General features: G+C 68.0%; 18 protein-coding genes. 11 read left to right on the top strand and 7 right to left on the bottom strand.

The window, feature by feature from the left end:
• The first annotated feature begins 195 nt into the window (after window positions 1-195).
• From CGZ91_RS08375 to CGZ91_RS08365, 3 genes are all read left to right on the top strand, one after another.
• Window positions 196-933, top strand: a complete 738-nt coding sequence (locus tag CGZ91_RS08375) for a DedA family protein (protein ID WP_094454588.1) — start codon at window positions 196-198, stop codon at window positions 931-933.
• Window positions 934-999: 66 nt separating this feature from the next.
• Window positions 1,000-4,230 (top strand): S41 family peptidase, encoded by a 3,231-nt coding sequence (locus CGZ91_RS08370; RefSeq protein ID WP_094454239.1) that lies wholly within the window; start codon window positions 1,000-1,002, stop codon window positions 4,228-4,230.
• A gap of 96 nt (window positions 4,231-4,326) precedes the next feature.
• A complete protein-coding gene (locus CGZ91_RS08365) occupies window positions 4,327-5,640 on the top strand; it encodes a YibE/F family protein (protein WP_094454237.1) in 1,314 nt (437 codons plus the stop codon).
• Window positions 5,641-5,664: 24 nt separating this feature from the next.
• Here the strand turns inward: CGZ91_RS08365 and CGZ91_RS08360 are convergent, their stop codons facing one another.
• From CGZ91_RS08360 to CGZ91_RS08345, 4 genes are all read right to left on the bottom strand, one after another.
• On the bottom strand, window positions 5,665-7,080 hold the full coding sequence (locus tag CGZ91_RS08360) for a HAMP domain-containing sensor histidine kinase (RefSeq protein ID WP_094454235.1): 1,416 nt from the start codon (window positions 7,078-7,080) through the stop codon (window positions 5,665-5,667).
• Window positions 7,077-7,775, bottom strand: a complete 699-nt coding sequence (locus CGZ91_RS08355) for a response regulator transcription factor (protein ID WP_094454233.1) — start codon at window positions 7,773-7,775, stop codon at window positions 7,077-7,079. The genes CGZ91_RS08360 and CGZ91_RS08355 overlap by 4 nt, the downstream gene beginning before the upstream one ends.
• A gap of 66 nt (window positions 7,776-7,841) precedes the next feature.
• The gene (locus tag CGZ91_RS08350; protein WP_094454231.1) at window positions 7,842-8,303 is read right to left on the bottom strand and encodes a low molecular weight protein-tyrosine-phosphatase; all 462 of its coding nucleotides are present in this window, start codon (window positions 8,301-8,303) and stop codon (window positions 7,842-7,844) included.
• 46 nt (window positions 8,304-8,349) lie between these two features.
• Window positions 8,350-8,727 (bottom strand): phage holin family protein, encoded by a 378-nt coding sequence (locus CGZ91_RS08345; protein ID WP_229116204.1) that lies wholly within the window; start codon window positions 8,725-8,727, stop codon window positions 8,350-8,352.
• A 102-nt stretch (window positions 8,728-8,829) separates the two neighbouring features.
• On the opposite strand from CGZ91_RS08345, the gene argF reads away from it, so the two are divergent.
• From argF to CGZ91_RS08320, 5 genes are all read left to right on the top strand, one after another.
• The gene (gene argF, locus CGZ91_RS08340) at window positions 8,830-9,822 is read left to right on the top strand and encodes an ornithine carbamoyltransferase (RefSeq protein WP_094454229.1); all 993 of its coding nucleotides are present in this window, start codon (window positions 8,830-8,832) and stop codon (window positions 9,820-9,822) included.
• A gap of 56 nt (window positions 9,823-9,878) precedes the next feature.
• Window positions 9,879-10,784, top strand: a complete 906-nt coding sequence (locus CGZ91_RS08335; RefSeq protein WP_094454586.1) for a formylglycine-generating enzyme family protein — start codon at window positions 9,879-9,881, stop codon at window positions 10,782-10,784.
• A 282-nt stretch (window positions 10,785-11,066) separates the two neighbouring features.
• Window positions 11,067-12,962: an ABC transporter ATP-binding protein gene (locus CGZ91_RS08330; RefSeq protein WP_094454584.1), complete on the top strand. Its 1,896-nt coding sequence runs from the start codon at window positions 11,067-11,069 to the stop codon at window positions 12,960-12,962.
• Window positions 12,959-14,890, top strand: coding sequence for an ABC transporter ATP-binding protein (locus tag CGZ91_RS08325; RefSeq protein ID WP_094454227.1), 1,932 nt, complete (start codon window positions 12,959-12,961; stop codon window positions 14,888-14,890). Before CGZ91_RS08330 ends, CGZ91_RS08325 begins: the two co-directional genes overlap by 4 nt.
• 303 nt (window positions 14,891-15,193) lie before the next feature.
• On the top strand, window positions 15,194-17,308 hold the full coding sequence (locus CGZ91_RS08320; protein WP_144276838.1) for an NHL repeat-containing protein: 2,115 nt from the start codon (window positions 15,194-15,196) through the stop codon (window positions 17,306-17,308).
• A 75-nt stretch (window positions 17,309-17,383) separates the two neighbouring features.
• Here CGZ91_RS08320 and CGZ91_RS08315 read toward each other — a convergent pair whose 3' ends face one another.
• From CGZ91_RS08315 to CGZ91_RS08305, 3 genes are all read right to left on the bottom strand, one after another.
• Window positions 17,384-18,079: an O-methyltransferase gene (locus tag CGZ91_RS08315; protein ID WP_094454582.1), complete on the bottom strand. Its 696-nt coding sequence runs from the start codon at window positions 18,077-18,079 to the stop codon at window positions 17,384-17,386.
• 102 nt (window positions 18,080-18,181) lie between these two features.
• Entirely contained in the window at window positions 18,182-18,952 is a 771-nt protein-coding gene (locus tag CGZ91_RS08310) for a GNAT family N-acetyltransferase (RefSeq protein WP_229116525.1), read from the bottom strand.
• Between the two features lie 187 nt (window positions 18,953-19,139).
• Window positions 19,140-21,200 (bottom strand): bifunctional metallophosphatase/5'-nucleotidase, encoded by a 2,061-nt coding sequence (locus CGZ91_RS08305; protein WP_094454223.1) that lies wholly within the window; start codon window positions 21,198-21,200, stop codon window positions 19,140-19,142.
• Between the two features lie 184 nt (window positions 21,201-21,384).
• Here CGZ91_RS08305 and CGZ91_RS08300 point away from each other — a divergent pair, with 184 nt between their 5' ends.
• Genes CGZ91_RS08300 through CGZ91_RS08290 form a run of 3 tightly spaced genes read left to right on the top strand, consistent with a single transcriptional unit; the run spans window position 21,385 to window position 24,521 of the window.
• Window positions 21,385-22,155, top strand: coding sequence for a glycerophosphodiester phosphodiesterase (locus tag CGZ91_RS08300; protein ID WP_179229284.1), 771 nt, complete (start codon window positions 21,385-21,387; stop codon window positions 22,153-22,155).
• A gap of 50 nt (window positions 22,156-22,205) precedes the next feature.
• Window positions 22,206-23,249: a LacI family DNA-binding transcriptional regulator gene (locus CGZ91_RS08295; RefSeq protein ID WP_144276837.1), complete on the top strand. Its 1,044-nt coding sequence runs from the start codon at window positions 22,206-22,208 to the stop codon at window positions 23,247-23,249.
• A gap of 39 nt (window positions 23,250-23,288) precedes the next feature.
• Window positions 23,289-24,521: an enolase C-terminal domain-like protein gene (locus CGZ91_RS08290; RefSeq protein ID WP_144276836.1), complete on the top strand. Its 1,233-nt coding sequence runs from the start codon at window positions 23,289-23,291 to the stop codon at window positions 24,519-24,521.

Raw genomic sequence — 24,521 nt, 5'->3', positions numbered from 1 at the left:
CCGGCGGGGCCCGGACGCCCATCCGCCCGGGCTCCGCTGGCGTACACACCGCCCCAGAAACGCACTGATCCCGGTGGCCGAAGCCACCGGGATCAGTTCACTCACGGGTCAGCTGTTCCGCCGACGCGTGGCCCACACATTAGGCTGGGGGCGTTCGGGGCCAGACCCCGCCGCGAAGGATCCGGGAGCGTGCCGATGCAGGAACTGGTCGACTGGGTCGTTGCCGCGGGCTCATCGCCGTGGATGTTCCTGATCCTGTTCTTCTTCGTCGCGATCGACGCGTTCTTTCCGCCCGTTCCCTCAGAATCAGCCGTGGTGGCCGTCGCCGCCATCTCCGCCTCGGAGGGCTGGCTGCACGTGGGCCTGCTCTTCCTGGTGGCCGCCGCCGGGGCCTGGGTGGGCGACAACGTGGCGTACGCCATCGGCCGCGGCATCGGCACCCATGGGTTGCGGCGGATCAAGTGGCCCAAGCTCCACGAGGGGCTGGACTGGGCAGGTCGGCAGCTCGACCGCCGGGCCGCCACCTTGCTGCTGGCGGCCCGGTATGTCCCCGTCGGGCGTACCGCGGTCAACCTCACCGCCGGCGCCAGTGGCTTTCCGCGCCGCCGCTTCATGTTGCTGACGATCCTCAGCTCGCTGAGTTGGGCGCTGTGGTCGGTCGGTCTCGGCCTGGCCGCTGGGCAGTGGCTGGAGACCCACCCCTTGGTCGCGGCCGGCATCTCGGTGGTGCTCGGTTTCTTCTTCGGGCTGGCGATCGACCAGGTGTTGCGCCGCTTCACCCACCTCTACGACTTGGTCGACGAGGTCGCCGAGGAGGAGGACGAGGAAGCCGAGGTCGGCCGGGCGGAGGCCTCGGCAGCCGGTTCGCCTGCTGCTGGTGCAGCCGGCGGTGGTCCTGCCACCACTGATTCCCCTGCGTCGCCGACGAACTGAGGTCCGGCGCTCGACGGCGCGACAAACCGGTCGAGATCTGTCAGATCCGGGAACTAGGTTGAACCCATGGCAGATGTGTACATGCGCTATCCCGACGTCCATGCGGACCAGATCGTTTTCGTCGCCGACAATGACCTTTGGCTCACCAGCACCAAGGGAGGTGCGGCGCGCCGGATCACCGACGATGGCGCACCGGTGATCAACCCCAAGTTTTCCCCCGACGGCACCCGAATCGCGTTCACCTCCGCGGTCGCCGGCGGCAAGGATGTCTACGTACGCCAGCCTGAGGGCAGCATCGACCGGCTCACGTTCGTCAGCGACGGGCTGGCCAAGGTGACCGGGTGGTACGACGATGACCACGTCATGTTCGTGTCCATGCACAACACCGGCCAGCGCGGCACTGCGGAGCTGCACCTGGTCTCCCTCGACGGCGAGGTGACCCCGCTGCCGTACGGGCCGGTGATCGGCGCAGCCGTCTCCCGCCGGGGCGCGCTGGCGGTGGCCACCTGCAACACCCGCGACTCGGCCGCCTGGAAGCGCTACCGCGGCGGCATGGCAGCCAAGTTGTGGTCCGACCCCAAGGGCGGCACCGCCAAGCGGCGCGCCGGCCAGGACCGGGGTGACTGGGGCGAGGTGTTGCCCGACGAGCCGGCCGGCAAGTACGCCCCGGGTTGGGTCGGCGAACGGCTGATCTTCTCCAGCGACCGCGGCGATCACCCCGCCCAGGGCCAGCTGTGGTCGGTGAACAAGTCCGGCAAGGACCTCACCCAGCACACCCAGCACACCGTGGACGACGGTTACGTCCGGGACCCCAGCACGGACGGCACCCAGATCGTCTACCACTGCCGCGGCAGCATCCATCTGATGTCCTCGCTGAAGGCCAAGCCGGTCAAGCTCGACATCGAGACCGGACTGGGCGAACCGCAGCCGATCCGGCTGGATCCCAGCGACCGGCTCAGCGACCCGCGCCCCGACCACGGAGCCAACGGTTCACTGGTGGAGTGGCGCGGCGCTGCGTACTTCCTGACCCATCGCGCCGGCCCCGCCCGCGCCGTCAGCGACCTGCCCGGCGTACGGATCCGGGAGCCGCAGTTGCTGGGCCGCACCGGCAAGGGCATCTGGGCCAGTGACGCCGAGGGCGAGGACTGCCTCGAGATCGCCGCGATCGACGGCACCGGTGATGCGGAACGGATCTGCCACGGTGAGCTGGGTCGGGTGCTGCACCTGACCAGCGATCCCGCCGGCGTACGCGTCGCGGTGGTGAGCCACGACGGTCGGGTCAGCCTGGTCGAGGTCGCCAGCGGCACCGTACGCCCGGTGGGCCGCTCACCCGAGGGCGAGGCCACCGACCCGGTCTTCTCCCCGGACGGCCGCTATCTGGTGTGGCGCCAGGCGATCGGTCGCGAAGGTGAGCTGGGCCGCCTGATGATCGTCGAGACCGACGGCACGGACGAGTCGGTGCCGCTCACACGAGGCGTCTTCAACGACTTCTCCCCGGCCTTCAGCGCGGATGGCAAGCACTTGGCCTTCCTGTCCAGCCGCACGCTGGATCCGACGTATGACGACTTCGCCTTCGACCTGGGCAACACCCATTCGGTACGCCCGTGGCTGGCCCCGTTGGCTGCCGATGAGCCGGCACCGTTCGGCCCGTCGGCCGACGGTTGGGCCATCGCCGCCGTGGTTGATGAGAACGCCGAGGACCAGCCGAAGAAGAAGGAGGTCACCACGGCAACGGCCGAGGTGGCCGGCTTCGAGGACCGGATCGTCGCCTTCCCGGTGCCCAGCGACCAGTACGCGTCGCTGCGCGCCACCGCCAAGGGCATCGCCTGGCGCAAGAAGGTGGACCGCAGCGGCGTGCTGGGCAGCAGCCGCGCCGGCGTGGAGGGCGAGGCCCCCAAGGATCTGGTGGAGCACTTCTCCTTCGACACCCGCCGCACCAGCACCGTCGTCGAGGCCGCCGACAGCTTCGCGGTGTCCGGGGACGGCGAACGGATCGTGGTCCGCAAGGGCGGGGACTGGTGGGTGCAGGCTGCCGACGCCAAGCCCGGCGATGACGACACCTCCAAGGTGACGATCGATGTGGCCCGGCTGCGCCGCGAGATCCGCCCCCGCGACGAGTGGCGCCAGATGTTCGACGAGAACGGTCGCATCATGCGCGACCACTACTGGCGCTCCGACATGGAGGGTCAGGACTGGCAGGCGATCCTGGACCGCTACCGGCCGCTGGTGGAGAAGCTGCGGACCCACGACGACTTGGTCGACATGTTGTGGGAGACCGTCGGTGAGCTCAACACCTCCCATGCGTACGTGATGCCGCCCGCCCCGGCCGGCGACCAGTCCGCCAAGGTGGGCCGGCTCGGTGCCTCGCTGCGTCGCGACGGTGATGCCTGGGTCATCGAGGAGATCCTGCCGGGCGAATCGTCTGACCCTGAGGCACGGTCGCCACTGCGTGCGGCCGGTGTCGGGGCCGATGTGGGCGACCGGATCCTGGCGGTCGACGGACGATCGGTGGCCGAGGCCCGGACGGTGGGCGAGTTACTGCAGGGTTCGGTGGATCGGGTCGTCGAACTCACCCTGGAACGGGACGGCCAGGCGCGGCGGGTGGTCGTGGTGCCGTTGGAGTCCGAGACGGCGTTGCGCTACCACGCGTGGGTCGCGAGCCGAGCCGCGTACGTTGCCGACCACTCCGGTGGTCGACTCGGCTATGTCCACGTGCCCGACATGATGGCCAACGGTTGGGCCGAATTCCACCGGCAGATCGAGATTGCGAGCCGCGCCGAAGGCGTGGTGGTCGACGTCCGGTTCAACGGCGGCGGCCACACCTCGCAGCTGATCCTGGAGCGGCTCAGCCGCAAGGTCACCGGCTGGTGCATCGCCCGCCACTACGACTCGCCGATGAGCTATCCCGACCAGGCGATGCGCGGACCGGTCGTCTTCGTCACCAACCCGTACGCCGGCTCGGACGGCGACATCGTCTGCGGCGGCGCCCAGACGATGGGGCTCGGCCCGGTGGTCGGGCAGCGTTCCTGGGGTGGCGTCGTCGGTATCGATGGCCGCTTCGACCTGGTCGACGGCACCCGGATCACCCAGCCGCGGTACGCGCACTGGTTCGGTCAGCAGGGTTACGGTCTGGAAAACCACGGTGTCGATCCCGACATCGAGGTCAACTGGAGCCCGGCCGACTGGAAGGCCGAGACCGACAGCCAGTTGGACCGCGCCATCGAGGAGGCGTTCGTCCTGCTCGAGGAAACTCCAGCCGCTACGTCGCCGGCGTTGGAGCCTCCTCGCTGGACCTGATCGGCCCGCCTCGGGGGCGGCTGCAGACACGGCCGCGCTAGTCTCGGCGTGTCGCAATTGCGGTTTGTCCTGTCAGTCTCCCCCGAGGTTCCCGTCTTGTCTCACTCACACAGCCACATCGGTGACGCCGCGCCGTTGGATCCGGCGCGGCAGCGACGCGCGCTGCGGATCCTGGTCGTGGTGCTCATCCCGATCGCGGTGTGGACTCTGGTGGCGATGATCTGGATGTGGCCAAGCGGCACCCAGAACGTCAACACGGCCGCCACCATGTACGCCCAGCCGGGTGTGGAGATGCTCTCGGGTGAGATCACCGCGGTGGAGGAGTTTCCCTGCAACAGTTCCCCCGGCGGTGCCACTGACCGGACTGACACCTGCGCCACCATCGACGTGGAACTGCGGGAGGGACCTGAGCTCGGGCAGATCATCCAGACCGAGCTGACCGCGCCGGTGTACGCCTCCGGCGTCGACGTCGGTGATTCCGTACGCCTCTACCGGCTCCCGATCGAGGGGGCACCCGCGGCGTACCAGTTTGCTGATTTCGAGCGGACCGCCCCAGTGATCGTGCTGGCGCTGCTGTTCGTCGTGGCCGTCGTCGCGGTGGCGCGCTTCCGCGGCGCGATGGCGCTGGTCGGACTGGCGTTCGGTGCCTTCATCCTGGTCAGCTTCATGTTCCCCGCACTGCTGGCCGGTTCCAATCCGCTCTTGGTGGGACTGGTGGGCGGCACGGCGATCCTCTACGTGGTGCTCTTCACCGCGCACGGGTTCAGTGCCAGAACCGCGACCGCGCTGGTCGGCACGCTGTTCGGTCTCGGCCTGGCGACACTGCTGGGCTTCCTGTTTTCGCAGTGGGCCCATCTGACCGGTGTCGCCGGAGAGGACGACTTCACGCTGTCGTCGATGGCGCCGGATCTGCGACTCACCTCGGTGGTGGTCTGTTCGATGATCATCGCCAGCATCGGCGTCCTCAACGACGTCACGATCACCCAGGCTTCGGCGGTCTGGGAGCTCGCCGGCCAAGGCATCTCGCGAGCCCGAATCTTCACCTCGGCGCTTCGGATCGGCCGCGACCACATCGCCTCCAGCGTCTACACCATCACGTTCGCCGCCGCCGGCGCGATGCTCCCGATGCTGCTGATGCTCTACATCTATGACCGGCCGCCGCTGGACGCGGTGATGTCGGAACAGTTCGCCGCCGAGTTGATCCGCACCTTGGTCGGCGCGATCGGCCTGATCATGTCGGTGCCGGTCACCACCGCGCTCGGCGTCGCCGTGATTGCCGGCCGGGATGCGAAGTCGGATGGCTTCGACGACGCGAACACCTTCCGCAACCCCAACGACGAACTCGAGGACAAGAGCGCGACCAGCGCGTCCCCGGCCAGCAACCCGTTCGCTGCCGACGACGAAGTCTGAGCTCGGCCGAGGCGCGCGCGTCCGTCAGTCGTCGTAGAGGTCGTTGCGACGTCGGGTGCCGGGCAGCGTGACGACGAACTCGGCTCCGGCCTCGCTGCCGTCGCGGTGGTGGGCGCGGTGCACCGACACGGTGCCGCCATGGGAGTTGATGGCCTGCTTGACGATCGACAGGCCCAGGCCCGAACCGGGAGTGTTGCGGGACAGGTCGGAGCGATAGAACCGGTCGAAGACCTTCGGCGCGTCCGCCTCGCTGATGCCCGGCCCCTCGTCGGCGATGTGGATGGAGGTGCCCTCCATCCACACCCGGATGGTGCCGTCGGCGGGGGAGAACTTCACTGCATTGTCCAGCAGGTTGGTCATCGCCCGTTCCAGCGACTCCGGGTCGCCCATCAGGTGCAGCGGCGCCAGATTCACCTCGAAGGTGATGTGCGGGCCGCGGCGCCGGGCCCGTTCGAGGGCATGGGAGATCACCCGGGTCATGTCGACCGGTTCGGGCTCGGTGTGGACCTTGTCGTCGCGGGCCAGCTGCACCAGGTCGTTGACCAAGGTGGTGAACTCGACCTGCTGCGCGGCGATGTCCTGCAGGATCTCGCGGCGGGCGCCGGGCGGCAGCATCCCGGTCCGTTCGTCGGCCACCAGCAACTCGACATTGGTGCGCAGGCTGGTCAGCGGCGTACGCAGCTCATGGCTGGCGTCGGCGATCAGGCGCTGCTGCCGGTCGCGGGAAGAGGACAGCGACCGCAACATCGTGTTGAAGGAGCGGGTGAGCCGGCCCAACTCGTCGTCGCCCTCCACCGCGATCGGTTCCAACTCGTCGGTGCGGGTGATCCGGCCCACCGCCTCGGAGAGCCGGCGTACCGGCAGCAGCGAGGAGCGGGCGATCCAGGCACCCGCGGCGGCTGCCACCCCGACACCGAGGGTGCCGCCGATGAAGACGATCACCGTCATTGCGCGCAGCAGACCGCTGGTCGGGGCGAGTGATCGGCCGATCACCAGGGCATACCGCTCCGGGCTGTTGGCGACCTCCATCGGGACCGCGACGATGCGGAACTCCTCGCCGTCGCCGGCCTGACCGGTACGCGACGAGGACCCAGAGCCGAGCCGGGCCACTGCGACTTCGGCCGGGCCGACGTCCAACTGGCGTACGCCGGGCACGTGCAACTGCTGCCCGTCGGCGCGCACCACGACGATGGTGACATTGGCGGTGCGCAGCGCATCGGCGTTGAGGCCGCCCATGGTGGACAGGTCCTGGGAGATGCTCTGGCTGGTCAACACCGCCAGCGACTGCAACTCCTGGTCAAGCTGGTCATAGAGCGAGATCCGAGCGGTCAACCAGGCCGACCCGCCGGTGATGAGCACGGCAGCGGCCACGGCGAGCGCCGCGAGGATGGCGACGCGTTGCTGCAGGGACCGTTGCTGGCGCAGCCAGCGACCGATCACGGGGGAGAGTCGCGCAGGGCGTACCCGATGCCCCGCACGGTGTGGATGAGTCGGGTCTCGCCCTCAGCCTCGGTCTTGCGGCGCAAGTAGCCGATGTAGACCTCGAGGGAGTTCGCGTTGGTGGGGAAGTCGAAACCCCAGACCTCGTTGAGCAGCCAACTGCGTTCCAAGACCCGGCGCGGATGCTCCATGAAGGTCTGCAGCAGGGCGAATTCGGTCCGCGTCAGGCTGATCTTGCGGCCGGCGCGCCGCACCTCGCGGGTCTGCAGATCCATCGACAGGTCATCAAAGCTGAGCAACTTGTCGTGCTCGCGTTCCTCGCTGGGGCGCACCCGGCGTACCAATGCCCGCAGCCGCGCCAACAACTCGTCCAGCGCGAACGGCTTGGCCATGTAGTCGTCGCCGCCGGCATCCAGGCCGTCGACCCGGTCCCCGACCGCGTCGCGGGCGGTCAGGACCAGGATCGGCACGTCGTTGCCGTTGGCGCGGAGCATCCGGGTGGTCTCCAGGCCGTCCAGCCGCGGCATCATCACGTCCATGATGATCGCGTCGGGGCGGTGGGAGGACAGCATCGCCAGCGCGTCCACGCCGTCGTTGGCGGTGATCGCCTCGTAGCCGCTGTACTTCAGCGACCGAGCCAGACTGTCGCGGACAGCCTGATCGTCGTCAACGACGAGAATGGTCTGCTGCTGCATGGGTCAAGACTGCCACTTCACGGCCAAGATTTCCCCTCTGACCGGGCCCGGTCGCCGATCTTGGGGTCAGTCCTCGGCGCGGACCTGCGAGACGATCCCGGGCAGCGCGGCACGGATCGCGGTCAGCGTGTCCTCAAAATCGGACTCGTCGCCGTACCACGGGTCCGGCACCGGGGCACCCGGCTCGGCATTGGGATCGAAGGAGGTGAGCAGCACCGCCTGCTCCACCGGGGCGCCATTGATGGCGTCGAGCTGCCGCAGGTGGCCAGGCGTCATCGCGATGACGAGGTCGGCGTCGGCCAGATCGGCGGCGGTGACCTGTCGGGCGACGTGGTCGGTGACGGGGATGCCGTGACGTTCCAACGTACGCCGGGCGCGCGGGTCAATCGGGTTGCCGGACTCCTCGGCGGAGACACCGGCGCTGGTCACCTCGGCGTCCAAGCCCTCGGAGCGGAGGGCATCGGCCAGCACCATGGCGGCCATCGGGGAGCGGCAGATGTTGCCGTGGCAGATCGTCAGGACTCGCATGGCACCCATCGTGGCAGACGGGGCCAGCGGCAGGTCACTGTCGTGATCAGTCGTCCTGCCGCTTGTACACCCACGTCAGCAGCGCGGTCACCAGCGAGATCACGAGGGCGCCGAGGAAGGCGGCGGGCCAGTCAGCCACGCTCCACCCGATCCCGAACTGGGCACATGCCCACGACACCAGCATCAGCATGCAGGCGTTGACCACCCACAGGAACAGGCCCAAGGTGAGGATGATCAGGCAGCCGGTGAGGAACTTCATGACTGGCTTCACGATCAGGTTGACCAACGCCATGATGACCGCGACCAGGCTGATGGTGAGCAGTTGTTGTTGGGCATCGCCCGGTGCCAGCATGATGCCCGGCACCAGCAAGGTCGCGGCGGCGACCGCCAGGCCGGTGGCAATGAGTTGCAGCAGGGTGCGCATGGCAACCATTGTGCGCCTTGGGACAGACCGCGGGCTCAGGTGCCCCATGGGCCTCGCGGGTCACCGGCTGCCTCGCACCCGGCCAACAACTAGGGTGAACGCATGGATCAGCGGCACTTCCTGCGCGAGGCCGATTTCACGCCCGCGCAGTGGCATTCCCTCGTCAACCTCTCGGCCTTCCTCAAGGCCGAGCGTCGAGCCGGGAATGAACAGCAGCGTCTGCTGGGCCGCACCATCGCGCTGATCTTCGAGAAGACCTCCACCCGGACCCGCTCCGCCTTCGAGGTCGCCGCCGCCCACCAAGGTGCGGCCACCACCTATCTCGACTCCCGCGGCAGCCAGATCGGCCACAAGGAATCCATCCCTGACACCGCCAGGGTGTTGGGTCGGATGTACGACGCGATCGAATACCGCGGCTTCGGCCAGGAACGGGTCAGCGAGCTGGCGGCGTACGCCGGGGTGCCGGTCCTCAATGGCCTCACCGACGAATGGCATCCGACCCAGAGCCTGTGCGACATGCTCACCATGGCCGAGCACTGCGGCAAGGAGCGGATCAGCTACGCCTACCTCGGCGATGCCCGCAACAACGTCGCCAATTCGCTGCTGGTGGCCGGCGCCCTGATGGGACATGACGTACGCCTGGTGGGCCCGTCGGGTCTGCAGCCGGAAGCCGAGGTCGTCGCGCTGGCTGAGGGGATCGCCGCCGAGACCGGCGCGACGCTGCGGGTGACCGACAACGTGGCCGAAGGGGTGGCCGACTGTGACTTCCTCCACACCGACGTGTGGGTCTCGATGGGTGAGCCCGCCGAGGTCTGGGAGGAACGGATCGAGCAACTGTCGCCCTACCAGGTGAATGCGGCCGCGATGGCAGCCACCGGCAACGACCAGGTCAAGGCCATGCATTGCCTGCCCGCCTATCACGACCTCGGCACCACCCTGGCGCAGGAGGTCCACGACAGCACCGGGCGTACCGAGCTCGAGATCACCCACGAGGTCTTCGAGGCCAACGCCGAGGTGATCTTCGACCAGGCAGAGAATCGGATGCACTCCATCAAGGCGGTGCTGGTGTGGGCATTGACCGGCGAGACGGCCTGAGCAGCTGCTGCGGACCGCAGCCGGACCGGCTTACGCCCGGTGCCGGCGACCAGGTGATGCCCGGGTCAGTGGCGGGGGAAGGCGCGAGCGGCAGTCACCCCGGCGAGCTGGTGAGCGTGCCAGCCGGCCCGTTCGTCATGGGCAGCGAGGCGCCCGAAGGGTTCCCGGCCGACGGCGAGGGGCCGTTGCGCCAGGTCGAGGTGGGTGAGTTCCGGATCGGGGCGACCGCGGTGACGGTGGCCGAGTACGCCGCCTTCGTCGAGGCGACCGACCACCGCACCGACGCCGAGAGGTACGGCTGGTCCTTCGTCTTCCACCACCTGCTGGCGCCGGGCGCCGAGGACGCGGTCGTCGAGGGTCAGGTGCCCGAGACGCCGTGGTGGCTGGGCGTACGCGGTGCGGACTGGCGCCATCCGGGCGGACCCGGTTCAGCCGCCGAGCCGGACCATCCGGTGGTCCACGTGTCCCATCGGGACGCCAGCGCGTACGCCGCTTGGGTCGGTGGCCGGCTGCCCACCGAGGCGGAGTGGGAGAAGGCGGCCCGTGGCGGGCTGGAGCAGGCCAGCTATCCGTGGGGTGACGAGCTCACCCCCGGTGGCGAGCACCGGGCAAACCTGTGGCAGGGGACGTTCCCGAGCAGCAACAGCGGTGACGATGGTTGGCTGGGCACCGCGCCGGTGCGCAGTTTCCCCGCCAACGGGCTGGGTCTGTACGAGACCTCGGGCAATGTCTGGGAATGGACCGCGGACTGGTTCTCGCCGCACTGGCACCGACGTGACCAGGAACGTACTCGGGTGGATCCGACGGGTCCGCCGCGCGGCACCGCGCGGGTGGTGCGGGGCGGCTCCTACTTGTGTCACCGCTCCTACTGCAATCGCTATCGGGTGGCCGCGCGTACGCAGACGGAGCCGGACACCACGCTGGGGCACACCGGGTTTCGGGTCGCCTTCGGCGCTGAGTGAATCGCCTTCGGCGCTGAGTGAATCGCCTTCGGCGCTGAGTGAATCGCCTTCGGCGCTGAGTGAATCGCCATCGATCGCTCGCGAATCATGACAATCGGTGATTCAGGCTTGCAGTGACAGTGAGATTCGCAATGAGAGGTATTTAGTTGCCGAAACAAACTTGACTCTGCGTCCCGCTGGCCTAGGCTCAATGAGCACCCGAGGGAAGTTCCGCGGGTGTGGCCCGCCGGCCGCCGGGTGGCAACGGCGAGCACCCACCACGAGGACGCACGAGGTTCCTTCATGTCCGCCCCTGCGGCAACACGTCCGGACACGCCAGAACAATCAGCTGACAGTGGGGGTGCGGCCTACCTCCATCAGCTCTATGACACGGCGTTGGTCCAGCCGCCCCGACTGTCCGACCGACCCGAGAAGGCCCGGCCGCAGACGTCGCTGTGGCGGCTGCGCAAGTACATGTACCCCTTCTTGGGGCGCTTCGCCTGGATGCTCTTCTTCTCTGCCACCGGCATCGCCTGCGGCATCCTCATCCCGTTGGTCACCGGAGCCGTCATCGACGGTCCCATCGCCGGCCACGACCGCGCCGGCATCCTCGCGATGGGCCTCGGCGCCCTGAGCCTGGGCATCGCCGAAGCCGTGCTGCTGTTCGGCCGGCGGTGGATCACCGGCCGCTACACGATGGGCATGGAGGCAGGCATCCGGCTCGAGATGCATGCCCGCCTCCAGAAACTGCCGATGGCCTTCCACGCCCGCTGGCAGTCCGGACAGCTGCTGTCGCGCATGATGACTGACCTCGGAGTCGTACGCCGATTCCTCTCCTTCGGTCTGGTCTTCCTGCTGACCTCCACCGTCCAGATCGCCGCGGTGATCATCCTGCTGCTGTCGATGTACTGGCCGCTGGGCGTGATCGTGCTGATCTCGATCATCCCCGTCGTCTACGTCGTCATGAAGAACCAGCGGGCGTACGTCAAGCTGTCCCGCAAGATCCAGGACCAGACCGGCGACGTCGCCTCCTCGGTCGAGGAGGGCATCCAAGGCCTGCGGGTGGTCAAGGCGTTCGGTCGCCGCGACCACATGGTCGCCAAGTTCGACGAGCGGGCCGATGCCCTCTACGAGACCTCCATGAAGCGGGTCCAGCTGACGTCGAAGTTCTGGACCTTCCTCGCCATCATCCCCGGCATCACGATGATTCTCGTGCTCGGTGCCGGTGCCGTCGCGGCCGCTCAGCACGCCGTCACCCTTGGCACCTTGGTCGCCTTCATCAACCTCTTGCTGCTGCTGGTGGGCCCGGTCACCCAGCTCGGCAACATCCTGTCGATGATGCAGGACGCCATGACCGCGGCCGACCGAGTCTGCGACATCTTCGACTCCGAACTCACCATCGTCGGTGGACCGACCCGGTTGGGCCGCGCGACCGGTCGACTCGAGTTCGACAACGTCAGCTTCCAGTTCCCCGACGGTGACCACGACGTCCTGCACGACATCAACCTCACCCTCGAGCCCGGGGAGACCTTGGCGCTGGTTGGCGGCACCGGTTCGGGCAAGTCGACCATGACCGGTCTGGTGGCCCGGCTCTACGACGTCACCGGCGGCAGCATCCTGCTCGACGGCCATGACATCCGCGACCTCGACCTGGCCGACCTTCGTACCAACGTGGCCACCGCCTTCGAGGAGCCGACGCTGTTTTCCATGTCGGCCCGGGAGAACCTCACCCTCGGCAACCCGGATGCCACCGACGAGGAGGTCGCCCGCGCCGTTGACATCGCCCAAGCCCACTTCGTGTACGACCTGCCCTGGGGTCTTGACACCCGGATCGGGGAGCAAGGCATGAGCCTGTCCGGTGGCCAGCGGCAGCGCCTCGCGCTCGCCCGTGCGGTGCTCGTCGAGCCGACCGTCCTGGTGCTCGATGACACCCTGTCGGCGCTGGACATCCACACCGAGGCCCTGGTCGAGGAAGCGCTGGGGTCGGTGCTCGGGCACGCCACCTCGATCGTGGTCGCGCATCGTGCCTCCACGGTGATGCTGGCCGACCGGGTGGCGCTGCTCCAGGAAGGCACCATCACCCACGTCGGGACGCACAGCGACCTGCTGGCGAACGTCCCGGCGTACCGAGAACTCCTGTCTGCGGAGTTCGATCCTGAGCAAGAGCTCGCCGGCGAGCGGGTAGGAGATCTGGCATGAGCACCTCCACCGATGACCGTACCGAGGTTCACACCGAGCAGGACCCGGCCACGACCGGACTGCTGGGCAAGCTGCGCGACCGGCGTACCCGGAGCCAGCCCACCGTCGCCGACCTGGAGGCCTGGCGCGGTATCGCCGCCGAGGGCAAACAGGAGATCAGCGAGCGCGGATCAGTCGTGCTCAAGCAGCGCAGTCGCCGCCTGCTCGGTGAGCTGATCCAGCCGTGGCTGAAGTATCTGTGGATCCTTGTCATCGCGGTCCTCCTCAGCGAGGCTGCACGGCTGTCCGTGCCGCTGCTGGTGCGACGCGGTATCGACGTGGGCGTGCCGCCGCTGATGGACAACGGCAACGCGTCGGAGATCATCACGACCGTCGTCATCATGACGGTGGCGCTGGCGATTCAGGCGATCGGGCGAGTGACCTTCGTACGCCTGTCCGGCCGGATGGCGCAGGAGATGCTGCGGACGATCCGACGGCGGCAGTACCGGCACTTCCAGAAGCTCGACGTGAAGTTCCACGACCGGTACACCTCGGGCCGGGTGATTTCCCGGATGACCAACGACATCGACTCGCTGTCCGAGCTCCTCGTCAGCGGTATCGATGGCCTCATCACGGCGGCGCTGACGCTCGTCGGTGTCGGCGTGATCCTGATCTATCTCGACCCGCGGCTGGGCCTGATCTGTCTGGTGACCTTCCCCTTCATCGTGCTGCTGCTGCGCTGGTTCTCCCGGGCGAGCACCCGGACCTACCGGCGGGTGCGTGAGCTCGCGGCGCTGGTGATCGTGCAGTTCGTCGAGACGATGTCGGGCATCAAGGCGGTCAAGGCATACCGACGTGAACCTCGCAACCAGCAGATCTTCACCGATGTCGCAGTGAAGTACGCCGACTCCAACGTCGAGGCGATGCACAACGTCGCGATCTTCATGCCCAGCATCAAGCTGATCGGCAACCTCGCGATCGGCGCGGTGTTGATCATCGGCGGTCTGTTCGTGGCGGACGACACGATGACCGTCGGAACGCTGACGGCCTTCCTGCTCTATCTGCGGATGTTTTTCGAGCCGATGCAGGAGATCAGCCAGTTCTACAACACCTTCCAGTCCGCCAGCGCGGCACTGGAGAAGATCTCCGGTGTGCTGGAGGAGGAGCCGGAGGTCGCCGAGCCGACCGATCCGACGCCGCTGCCGCACGCGCACGGCAAGGTCGACTTCGACCACGTGCACTTCGCCTATGTCGAGGACCGGCCGGTGCTGCCGGACCTGGACCTGCACATCCCGGCGGGGCAGACGGTTGCGCTGGTCGGCACGACCGGTGCCGGCAAGACCACCATTGCGAAGCTGATCAGCCGCTTCTACGACCCCAACGAGGGCGACCTGCGGTTGGACGGCGTACCGCTGCGGGAACTGTCCGAGGCAGATCTGCGCCGTGCCGTCGTGATGCTGACCCAGGAGAACTTCATGTTCGACGGGTCGGTCGGGGACAACATCGCCTTCGGGCGGCCCGGCGCCAGTCAGGCCGACATCGAGGCGGCGGCCAGGGCCGTGGGCGCGCACGAGTTCATCTCGGCGCTGCCGCAGGGCTATGACACCTCGGTGGAGAAGCGCGGGTCGCGGTTGTCGGCGGGGCAGCGGCAGCTGGTCGCCTTCGCCCGGGTGTTCCTGGCGGATCCGGCGGTGCTGATCCTGGACGAGGCCACCTCGAGCCTCGACGTACCCAGTGAACGGCTGGTGCAGCGTGCCCTCAACACGATCCTCGCGGACCGGACGGCGGTGATCATCGCGCACCGGTTGTCGACCGTCGAGGTCGCCGATCGGGTGCTGGTGCTGGAACACGGCCAGATCCTCGAGGACGGCAGCCCCGCGGAACTGATCCAGGACGAAGGCGGCCGCTACGCCGCCCTCCACCAGGCCTGGGTTGCCTCCCTGGCCTGACCTCGCCAGCCCTGTCGTTTCGGCGCCGTCCCTCTCCGAGGGGCGGCGCCGAGCGCGTGGTGCCTCCGGACTCTCTTCGCCTGCCCGATCCAGCCTGCCCGATTCCTTGGTGTTGCGGGTCCCTGCCCTCGGGGCCCTTGGCTCCGCTCGTTTCATCTCGCCCCGAACTGTCCGCCGGTGCGCGTCGCCGCTGGCAATACGCGATCGATGATCGACCGGGGTGGACGTTTCAGGGCGGCGCTCTTGACCCATCGGGAACCGATTTCTATGCTGGGGAAACCCCCAGCATCGGAGATGATGACCATGGACAACGACCGTCCAACCCCTGCCCAGCCCAGCCCTGTTCAGCCCTTCAACCTCAGTCGGCGCGGTCTTCTCGCTGCCGGCGCTCTCACCGGCGTCGGCCTGGTCGGACTGCCCGGCCTGACCAGCCGCGCGTACGCCGCCGAGGCCGACCTCGGTCTCACCGCCCACGTTGCCGATCGCGGCGTCGTGGCCACGGAACGCAATGTGCGCTCGGGCGCGATCGGTCCCTCGCTTCGCCGGACCCCGCTGCTCTATCTGCTGTCCGACGGCAATCCGGTGTCCTTCAACGTGCTTGACACCGAGACCGGGGAGCTCGTTGGCTCCTTCCCGCTGCCGCCCAAGTCGGTCGGCGGTTACCCCAGCGTCGCCGACGACGGCCGGGTCTATCTGACGGTCCGGGATGGGAAGAGCACCCTGGTCTACCGCTACGACCCGAAACTGAACGACGTCGAGTTCCTCGTCGAAAGCCCCACCGGAGACGCGGTCACCCGTAACCTGCGGGTCGACGGCGACATGATGTACGGCTGCACCTACCCGCGAGCCAAGGCTTTTGCGTACAACCTCGTCACCGGGGAGACCCGTGACTACGGCAAGGTCGCCGAGGGCACCGACACGTACGCCTGGGGCTTCGAGAAGGTCGGCGGCAACCTGTACGTGGGCACCGGCATCGGGCAGGGCCACGCCGTCAAGATTGACATCGAGACCGGTGAGAAGACCGAGCTGCCGCTGCCCCAGGAGTATGACGAGCGGCTCACCTACTTCTACTGGTTCCGCCGGATCGGCTCGCTGGTGGCGATGGCATTCTCGCCGGGTCTGGAGGGTGGCACCAATGTGCTGTTCTGGGACACCGAAGCCGAGGATTGGGTCCACGACGGCGGGATCCCCACCTTCCTGAGCCTCAACGGGCCGATCACCCAGGCGACCCCCGACGGTCGGGTCTGGTACAAGTCGGAGGGCGAGATCCACGAGTTCAACTCCGCCACCGGCAAGGTCACCGCAACCGGGTGGATCGACACCGGGTTGGAGGAGACCGGCAGTCATCGGACCTTGGAGATGATGATGGTGGGCCGCGGCCGGACAGCTCGGCCGATGCTCTACGGCGGCAACAATGACGGCTCCTTCTGGAGCTTCGACCCGGCCAGCGGCGAGCACGAGTTCTTCGACACCGTCGTCGAGGGGGCGCCACTCACCACCAACTCACTGGGCGTCGGCCCGGATGGCCGCGTGTACGTGCCGACCTATCTGGGGCCCGGCGTCACGACACGCTTCGACCCGGTCGCGGGGACCAGCGAGCAACTGTCCAGCCCGGGTCAGGTCGACACCGTGTTCACCGTTGGCTCCCAACTGTTGCTGGGCAGCTATCCCGGTGCGCTGGTCCACAGCGGCGACCCGGCCCAAGAATGGGACTTCGGGACCAACCCTGCGCTGGACTTCAATCTCAAGGCGGAGGCCCAGGACCGCATCGTCGCCGCCGACGGGGACGGCACCCGGTATGCGATGGGCACCGTGGCGGACTATGGCGTCACCGGTGGTGCGCTGACAATCGTCGAAGCAGACGGCAGCCGCCAGGTGTACCGCGACCTCATCGATCGTCACAGCGTCGTCGCGGTGCTGTGGGGACCGGATGGTCTGGTGTACGCCGGCAGTTCGATCCGCGGTGGCCTCTCCAGCCCGAACGGCTCCGGAGACGCCGAGCTGTTGGTCTTCGACCCGGACGCCGGCTCGCTGGTGCACCATGTGGTGCCGGTCGCGAAGAATGACACCATCTGTGAGCTCGCGCTGGGTGCTGACGGTCAGGTCTGGGGCATCACCAAGAGCGGCTCCTTCTTCGCCTTCGACATCGAATCACGGACGGTCACCACGACCATCGCCCACGGCATGGGCGGCACCGGATCGCCTTGGGGTTCGGGTTGCACGCTGGTCAGCCATCCCAGCGACGGGCTGCTCTACGGGTTGGCCGACAACAAGCTGTTCGCGCTCGATCCGGCCACCGAATCCTGGCAGGTGCTCGACGACGGACACGCCCTCAAGCGGCTGAGCGTTGCCGCCACCGGCAAGCTCTACACGGTCGACGAGACCCACCTGTACGAAGTGACCATCTCCCAGAGCTGAGGCTCGCCCTGAAACGTCCGCGCCAGCGGGTCGCCGAGTGCCATGCGCAACCGGCAACCGGCTGGCGCGGACGTTTCAGAGCCGGCGCGCCAGGATGAGTCCGTCCCAGCCCTTGACGCCGACAGTCTGGAGTGCCGTCGCCGACAGTCCCGGATGGGCGGCGATGTCGGCCACGACGGCGCGTACGCCCGTGACCCGCGGATCGGTGTTGTCGGCGTCGGTGACCGCGCCGTTGCGCACGACATTGTCGATGACGATCACCGCGCCCGGCCCGGTCAGTTCGAGGGCAGCGGCCAGATAACGGGGGTTGTTCGGCTTGTCCGCATCGATGAAGACCAGGTCGAAGGGCTCGGTTCGGTCGTCGATGAGCTGACGGGCCGAGGCAGTGGCGTCCCCGACGATGACCCTCACGCGATCGCCGACGCCGGCCCGAGCGAGGTTGGCGCGGGCAACGGTGGCGTTCTGCTCCTCGAGTTCGAGGGAGGTGACGGAGCCGGTGTTGCCGACGGCCCGAGCGAACCAGATCGTTGAATAACCGGCCAAGGTCCCAAACTCCAGCACGCGCCGTGCCCCGATCATCTGAGCGATCAGCCCGAGCAGTGCGCCCTGATGTGGCGCCACCTCGGCGTTGGGCATGGTGGTGCGCGAACTCGACTGTCGTGCGGCGGTGAGTGCCTCGTCTTCGTGGACCAGCGCATCAGCGAAGTAGTCGTCGACCTCCCGCCATGCTGCGGTGGATTCGTAACGGTGCGGCTGGGGATCAGCGGTCATCGCGTCAGCCTTGCACAGACCGCTGCTGCAGTCCACCGCAATGTCCGCCTGAACGGCCTGCCGTGTGCCATGTGCAATCGGCGACCGGCTGTCGGGGACGTTTCAGGGGTGCCAAGTCCACGGGATGGTCGTGGTGACCCGGTGAAACCCGCACCGTTCGAGGATCGGGCGGGAGAACGGGGTCGAGTCGGAATGCAGCCAGCGCTTGCCGGCGCGGGCCGACGCGTCTGCCCGCCGCGCAACCAGAGCGCGGTAGATCCCTCGCCCTCGCCACTCCGGGAGGGTTGCGCCACCCCAGAGCCCCGCGAAATCGGTCCCGGGTACTGGCTCGAGCCGGCCGGCGCTCACCACGAGTCCGTCCGCCTCTGCGGCCCAGATCTCAAGGCCCTCGTTCTCCCTCAGCTGCCGCATCAACGAGCCAACCCGCTGATCCAGCGGGTAGGGATCCGCGAAGACTTGGGAGTGCAGTCGGGCCACCGCTTCCACGTCGGCGTACGCCCGGACCTGCCGCAGGCGCACTCCCTCCGGTGGCGGTAGCCTCGGCACCCCGGCGGTCTCGCCGATCATCACGGATTCCACGTCTCCGGCGACGAAACCCTGGCGAGCCAGGATCGCCTCCAACCCCGGCGTCAGGTCGTGGCCCCGGGCCTTCCACTCAACCTCGACGACAGACCGGTGCCGGCTGAAGTGTTGCTTCGTTGCCGTCACCAGCGCCTCCAGATCACCGGATCCAGCGAGATCGCGATAGGTGACGAACCCGCGCCCGCCATGGAAGGTCGCCCAGAACAGCGGGCCGTGGGTCGCGACATGCACCGCTCCGCCCAGTTCGGCCTCGGCGCGAAGCTGCGCGTCGTACGCCGCCAGCAAGTCCACACCCGCATCATCCCAGAGTGTCCGGCTGGGGCGGTCGGGGATGGCGATGTGCGATCCGCAGCCGCTGGCGGGGACGTTTCAGGGCGAGCCCGGACACGGAAGATGGCCGGGACACAGCACGGCCCCGCACCGGAGTGCGGGGCCGTGCGTCAGCCGATCACGCCCTCATCGGGCTGGCGGCTCAGCTTCAGCGCCGGCGGGCTGCGGCGGCACCGACCAGGACGGTGAGGACCAGCGCGGCGGCGACACCACCGGTGGACGAGCCGGTGTCGGGCAGACCCGGCTTGTCGCCGTCGTCGCCGTCGTCGCCGTCGTCGCCGTCGTCGTCACCGGCGTCGGCGGCGAGGACCTGGACGGGGAGGGTGACCTCGGTCTGGGTCTCGGGGCTGACCAGGGTCAGGACCTGAGCACCGGACAGGCCGGCGGGCACGGTGAAGGTGACCTCAGCGGCGCCGTCGGTGACGTCGACCGTGGCCACGTCGTCGCCGATACGGACCTGCAGGGTCTGGGCCTCGGTGATCTCCAGGCCGGAGATGTTGAGGTCGCTGACCGAGAAGGTCACGGTCTCACCAGCGGTGAGTTCGGTGGGCAGCGGGGAGACGTTCACGGCGTACTTGCGGTAGTCGGGCTCAACGGCGCCGTCGTAGTCGGCGATCCACTGGACCCAGGCCTCAAGGTCAACCAGACCGGTGTCGGCGGAGTTCTGACCATCGGCCAGGACGGTGAAGTTGTCGCCGCCGGAGATCAGGAAGCTACCCGAACCGATGGTGTACGTGGTGTTCGGGTCGAGCGGCTGGCCGTCGATGGTCACCGAGGTGATCCGCTCGCCGGCGGGCAGCGACTCGTCATAGGTGTAGCTGACGTTGTTCGACAGGCCGAGCTTGAGGAAGGGGCGGCTGGCGCCCTCGGGCTGCCACTGCTGCTCGAGCATGGTCTTGAACTGCTCACCGGTGATGTCGGTGGTCATCAGGGTGTTCGCGAAGGGCAGCACCGCGGCGGCCTCACCATAGGTGATCTCGCCGGCGTCGAAGTCGTCGCGGGTGCCGCCCGGGTTCTGGACGCCGATGACGTCCTTGCCGGTGCGCTCGGAGAGGACCTCGCGGAACATGTTTGCGATCAAGTTGGTCATGGTCGACTCGGCGCCACGATCATCCATCGAGCCGTCAGCCTTCACGCCACGTGAGACTGGTGCGGAGGCATCGCCGATGACCTCCTGGCCGATCTCGTCGGAGGTCGCCGCAGCGTCCTCGGCGAGGGTGCTGATGGCCGCCACGCGCGGGTACGCGCCGATCAGCGAGTCGGCAGGGGTCTCGGACGGGTCGAGGTTCTCGACGGTCGGAGCCGCGCACTCGGCACCGGTCGCATCAACGCTCAGCACGGTCTTGCCGATGTTTTCGGCGTACTGGGTCGACTGGATCACCGGACGGCCGTTGTACGCCTCGGCGTAGGTCTGGTGGGTGTGGCCGTTGATGATGAGGCTGACGCTCTCATCGGTGTCGTTGACCATCGAGGCAAAGGTGGAGTTGTCCAGGTTTTCCGAAACCGAGCCGGAGTTCGGGCCACCCTCGTGGTAGACGGCGACGATCACGTCGGCCTCGCCGTTGCTGTCGTCGCCGTCCTGCAGCTCACCGGCGACACGGTTGACGGACTCGACCGGGTCGCTGATCTGGAGGTCAGCGATGCCGGCGGGGGAGACCAGCGAGGTCAGGTCTGAGGTGACGGCGCCGACGAAGGCGACCCGGATGCCCTGCTTCTCGACGATCTCGTACGCCGGCAGGTTGGCCGGCTGCGAACCGTCGGTCAGCTGCACGTTGGCGGCGAGGTAGGAGAAGTTGGCCCGCTCGGAGACGCGACCGTTGAGGTCGTCCCAGCCCTTGTCGAACTCGTGGTTGCCCGCTGCTGCGGCGTCGATCTCCAACTCGTTGAGGATGTCGATCGTCGGGTTGTCCTGCTGGCTGGAGGAAATGTAGGGGCTGCCACCGATGTTGTCGCCGGCGGAGACCACCACGGTGTTCTCCTCGCCGGCAGCGGCGCGCTCTTCCTCGATGGTGCCAGCGAAGGGGACGATCTCTTCGGGGTCGATGTGACCGTGGAGGTCGTTGAAGCTGAGGATGGTGATCGCGGTGCAATCAGCAGCCTGCAAGGGGGCGGGGCCGGGCTGGGCGACGGCTACAGCAGCCGGTCCGCCCAGCAGCGCAGCGGCGCAGGCGACCGCAGCCAAGCTGCGGAAGCGGGCATGGTTGGACATGAGTTCTCCTCCGGAAAATGCGCAGATTTCTCCCAGATTCGGCCGACGGCTCGGCGCGCCGCAACCGCGTGGAGGCAATGTTCATCCTGGTCCGCAAGAGTTCATGCGGGACTCCGAAGAGTTCACACGATGTTCGTCTCAGGCCGTCGAACGGGCTTGCGTCGGACGTGATGAACTGGTCCCCATGGTGACTTCTGTGATCCTGCCCCAGCCCGTTCCGGGTGCCGCCGCAATCATCTGGGCGCACCGCGGTGCCAGTGCGGATGCCCCCGAGAACACCCTGGCCGCTTTTGCCTTGGCGCAGGACCAGCAGGCGGATGGGATCGAGCTCGACACCTACCGCAGCGCCGACGGCGACGTGGTGGTGATCCACGGCCAGACTCTCGACCGGACCTTCCCGGGTGCCACCGGCGAGGTGACGAGCTGCACCACGGCTCAACTGGAGGCACTCGGCGTACCGACCCTGGCGCAGGTCCTTGAGGCGACCACGATCCCGATCAACGTGGAGTTGAAGGACACATCGGTACGCGACCAGGGGCTTCCCGCTGCGGCGGCGACCCAGGTCCTACGTTCCGGTGCCAGTGACCGGGTGGTGTTCAGTTCGTTCAATCCGGTTGGCTTGCTGGGCGTCCGGGAGGTGCTGCCCGAGGCCGAGCTCGCCGTGCTGCTGCCCGAGCAAGGCCTGTCCGTCCTCCCGCAAGCCGTGGAGATGTTCGGCGGCAAGCCGACGGAGGATCCGTACGCCTGGCTGGTCGACAACGCGATCCCCACTGTTCACCTGCACCGCGACAGCATCGACCGGGCCACCGTGTCGGCCTGCGCCGAGCGGGGACTGCACGTACGGGCGTGGACGGTCGATGATCCCGAGCGGGCCGCCGAACTGGTTGGCCTGGGGGTCCGGGACCTGATCACCAACCGCCCCGCCATGATCCGGCAGGCACTCGCTGCTCGCTGACCCACCACGAATCGTCCGTCTCGTGGGCGGTCTCCGTATAGTTGGCGTTCGTGACGACCTCCGAACCCAAGCGACCCACCCTGCGGATGGTCGCGGAGCGCGCCGGCGTCTCCGTGGCAACCGCCTCCCGCACCCTGACGGGCAACAGCTCGATTGCGGCGCCCACCAAGGCAAAGGTGATGGCTGCGGTGGAGGAGCTCGGCTACGAGGGGCAGGCTCGGCACCGCAAGGCGGCACCGGTGGTGGGCCTGGTCACCCCGTCGTTGCGCAATCTCGTCACCGTCGGCGTGGTCGCGGGAGTCGAGGATGCCTCCAGCGAGGCGGGCAGCTGGACCATCGCGACCGTCACCGATGGTGATCCGGAGCGGGAGCGCGGTTCGTTGGCGGCGATGCTCGATGACGACCGCATCGCCGGTGTGGTCGTCATCGGCGGCACCCATCTGGACCCGGGTCGCGAGAAGACATTGGTCAGCACGCTGCGATCGAACGACAAACCGGTGGTCTTGTGTGGCCGGTCACTGCCTGACCCACTGCCACTGATCGAGGCCGGCGCCATGGTGGTCGACTATGACAATGTCGGCGGCGCCGTGGCCGCGGTGTCGATGCTGATCGATCGGGGCCACCGCCGGATCGGCCTGGTCCGCGGCCCGGAAACGTTCAGCACCAGCATCCAGCGGTCCCGTGGCTATGAGCTTGCCTTGGAGCAGGCCGGCATCGAGCTTGATCCCGAGCTGGTACGCGCCGGGCCCCGCTCCAGCACCGGCGGTTGGCAAGGTGCCAAGGAGATCCTCGCGGCCCACCCTGAGGTGACGGCATTCTTCGGTGACAGCGACGACCTGGCGCTCGGCGTCTACAAGGCTGCCGCGGATCTCGGGCGTACGGATCTGTCGGTGGTCGGGTTCGACGACAGCCCGGTCGGCGGCTACCTGCAGCCCGCGCTGACCACGGTCCACATGCCGTGGCAGGAACTGGGCCGCCGCGCCACCCGGCTGGTGCAGGGTCAGGAGACCTGGCGTCCGGAACTCGGCCCGATCGTGGTCGGCACCCATCTTGTGCTGCGCGACTCGGTCACCACGGTGGTCAACCCCGGGTAGCGTGGCCCTCGAAACTGTCCCCGCATGGTTGCGAGAGTCATGGTCACCTTCCAAGTCGTACGCGAGCCGCTGATCGGCCCCTTTGCGTTCAAGGCCCACGAGATCAACGAACTGTGGCAGGTGATCGTCGGCCTCCCTGACGGCGCCGGCGGCATCGATTGGGGGCTGGGCGCCCAATCACCGGTCTGGGGCGACCCGATGGTGGTCGATTTGGCTGGCATCGACGGCGCCAACATGATGATGGCGGCGATCACGGGGCACGCGGCTCGGGTCGCGGCGGACCTGCCCGAGGACCTCGATCCGGTCGAGGTGCAGGCGCGGCTGATGCCGGAGGTCCTGCTGCTGGCCCGGGAGATGACCAACGAGTCGATCGCCGAGAGCTTCGTCATGAATGCGCTGGTGCCGATCGACCAGGCGATGTGGCAACGCTGGGCCAGGCGGCACGAGATCCGCGACTTTGCTGACCTGATTCCGCCCTCGGTACGCCCCTATCTGCCGGTTGACCCGGCGAACGCCCCGCCGGCCGCGGAGATCCCTTTGGTCTCGCCGACCACCGGCGCCGAGGAGATCGGGGAGCTGCTGGCCCGCGGCCTGCCGCTGCTGAAGATCCGCATCGGAGCCGACCCGAATCGGGACAAGGACCCCAGCGCGATGCTGGACTTCGACGCCAACCGGGTCATCGAGGTGGCCGCCATGGTCGACCGTGCCGAACAGGCCGGCGCCACCGGGGTGCGCCTCTATCTGGACGCTAACGGCCGCTATCCCGACAAGGCCACGTTGCTCACCCTGCTGGACCGGATCGACGACGCCGGAGCGCTGCACCGGATTGCTCTGGTCGAGGAGCCGCTGCCGGTCGCCAACGACGAACACCTGGGCGACCTGCCGGTCCCGATCGGTGCCGACGAATCCGCCTTCGACACAGCCAGCGTGGAGCGCCGCGCGGCCACCGGGTATTCGGTCATCGCCGTCAAGCCCAGCGCAAAGACCCTCACCCGCAGCTTCGCCATGATCGAGGCCGCCGGTCGGGCCGGCATGAACTGCCTGGTCGCCGACCTCACCGCGCCGCCGCTGCTGGTCGCCTGGAATCGGGAGGTCGCCAGCAGACTCACCCCACTGCCCGGACTGGAACGAGCAACCTTCGAGAGCAACGGTCCGCAGAACTACCTGCACTGGGCTGATCTCAGTGCCCGGCTGCCGCAGCAGCAGCCCGGCGAGCCGGCCCCCAACCTGATCGACCTCGCCGGGCACTACCTGCCCGGATACGGAGAGTGA

Origin of the sequence: Parenemella sanctibonifatiensis (genome assembly GCF_002250565.1) — a bacterium.
Lineage (GTDB): Bacteria > Actinomycetota > Actinomycetes > Propionibacteriales > Propionibacteriaceae > Parenemella > Parenemella sanctibonifatiensis.
The sequence above is the reverse complement of the archived record's forward strand: the minus strand, read 5'-3'. Positions and strand labels throughout refer to the sequence as shown.